The following is a 1,704-nucleotide window of genomic DNA, read 5'->3' on the forward strand; positions in this document are numbered from 1 at the left end:
TCGCCTGCCGCCTCCGGCCCGGGAACGGTAGCGGGATCCCGATCGTCGTGCCGGTGCGGCTCCAGCGGGGACATCTCCTCGCTGTCAGCCTGTTTCGAAGCGGCTTCCGGCGTTCGCCACAGCGTGGACGGACGGAGTTCTCGGGCCACCCGGTGCAGGGCGGCCACCGAGGCCAGCCCGACCGCGCACACCGTGGCCGCGAGATTGCCCCAGACCCAGTACGAGAACGGCCGCTCGCTGGCGATGCCCTGGTAGTACCGTTCCACCACCAGGTGATAACCGTCGAACCACCAGAACCCGGCCGCCGTGAACGCGCCCACCACGAGCAGCATGCCGACCACCACCGGGAGTGCGGGCCGCAGCCCGCGGGCGGCGAGCACCGCCAGCGCGGGCACCGCCATGAGCACCAGGCCGTAGCTGAGGTAGAGCCCGAAGCCGAACAGCAGTCCGGAGCCCAGCGCGGCCGATACCCACCGCTCACCGTGCCGGGTCGCGACCGCGAGCAGTGCCACCGCCCACGCGGTCACCCCCGCGAACAACGCGTCCGCGGATACCGCGATCCAGATGGCGGCCGGGGCGAGCGCCAGGAAGGGCGCCGCCGCGCGGGCGCGTTCCGCCGCGCCCAGCGCCCGCAGCGTGACCAGAATGGCCACGGCCGCACCACAACCGGCCAGCACGCACAGCAGTCCGGCCCATCCGCCGCCGCCCAGTCCGATCCGGTCCAGCAGGACGAAGACGAGCAGCGCCCCCGGCGGATGGCCGGAGACGTGCGTGGTCCAGGAGTCGGGCTGGAAATCCAGGATGCGCGCGGAGAAGCCGCGCAGCATGACCGCGATATCGGTGACCCCGCCGACCTCGTGCAGATACTCGTCGCGGCTGGTGAGGCGTTCGGTCCAGCCACGCCGCCAGCCGTCCACCAGGGCGAGTGCGCACGCCCACGCGATCGCGGTCAGCCAGGTGGCGGCCAGCAGCCGCCGCCAGGACAGGCGGGCGGCGAGGCCCGGGCCGTACATGATCACCAGCGCCGCGATGGCGACGGCCGGACCGGTGCCCCAGCCGATATGCGGCAGCCATTCGCCGAACAGCGGTGCGGCCCCGGCGTACAGCCGATCCCGCCATGGTTTGCCCATTATTCGCGGAATGGCCACGGCGACGGCGACCAACAGCGCCGCGCCCACGGCCCAGCCGAGATCGGCCCGGCGCGTCGGCTGCCGGTCCGGGGTGATGACGGGAGTGTTCCGCACGCGTCCACCCTAGGCCGCGAGTCGCCCCCGAACCGGTTGATCTGGGCGTTCGCACAGGTCTCGTCATACTTTCGTCATCGGTGTGTTGGGGTTCATCCGGCGCGTGCGGGCCTACGGTCTAGGCGTGACCGAATCGAACGAGGAATCCTGCGTCACGGTGGTGATTCCGTGTCGCGATGAAGCCGGTGCGCTACCCGGCGTACTTTCGGCAATCCCGGCGGGCTATCGGGTGATCGTGGTGGACAACGGTTCCACCGACGACACCGCCGCCGTCGCCCGCACCGCCGGGGCCACCGTCGTCACCGAATCCGTCCCGGGCTACGGCAGCGCCGTGCACGCCGGGGTGCTGTCCGCCCGCACCGATATCGTGGCCGTTCTCGACGGCGACGGTTCCATGGACCCACGCGAGTTGTCCACGCTGGTGGCCGACTTGGCGCCCGAGGTCGATATGGTCGTCGGC

The 1,704-nt window shown here is 71.5% G+C and carries 2 protein-coding genes; one reads left to right on the plus strand and one right to left on the minus strand.

Annotated elements, in window-relative coordinates; genetic code table 11:
• Nucleotides 1-1,178 (minus strand): hypothetical protein (locus QK444_RS36060; RefSeq protein ID WP_282786574.1); only part of this gene is annotated, 1,178 nt, incomplete at its 3' end.
• A gap of 190 nt (nt 1,179-1,368) precedes the next feature.
• Between QK444_RS36060 and QK444_RS36065 the strand changes: the two genes are divergently transcribed.
• Nucleotides 1,369-1,704 (plus strand): glycosyltransferase family 2 protein (locus QK444_RS36065; RefSeq protein WP_282786572.1); only part of this gene is annotated, 336 nt, incomplete at its 3' end.

This window comes from Nocardia sp. CC201C (assembly GCF_030010695.1).
Taxonomy (GTDB): domain Bacteria; phylum Actinomycetota; class Actinomycetes; order Mycobacteriales; family Mycobacteriaceae; genus Nocardia; species Nocardia otitidiscaviarum.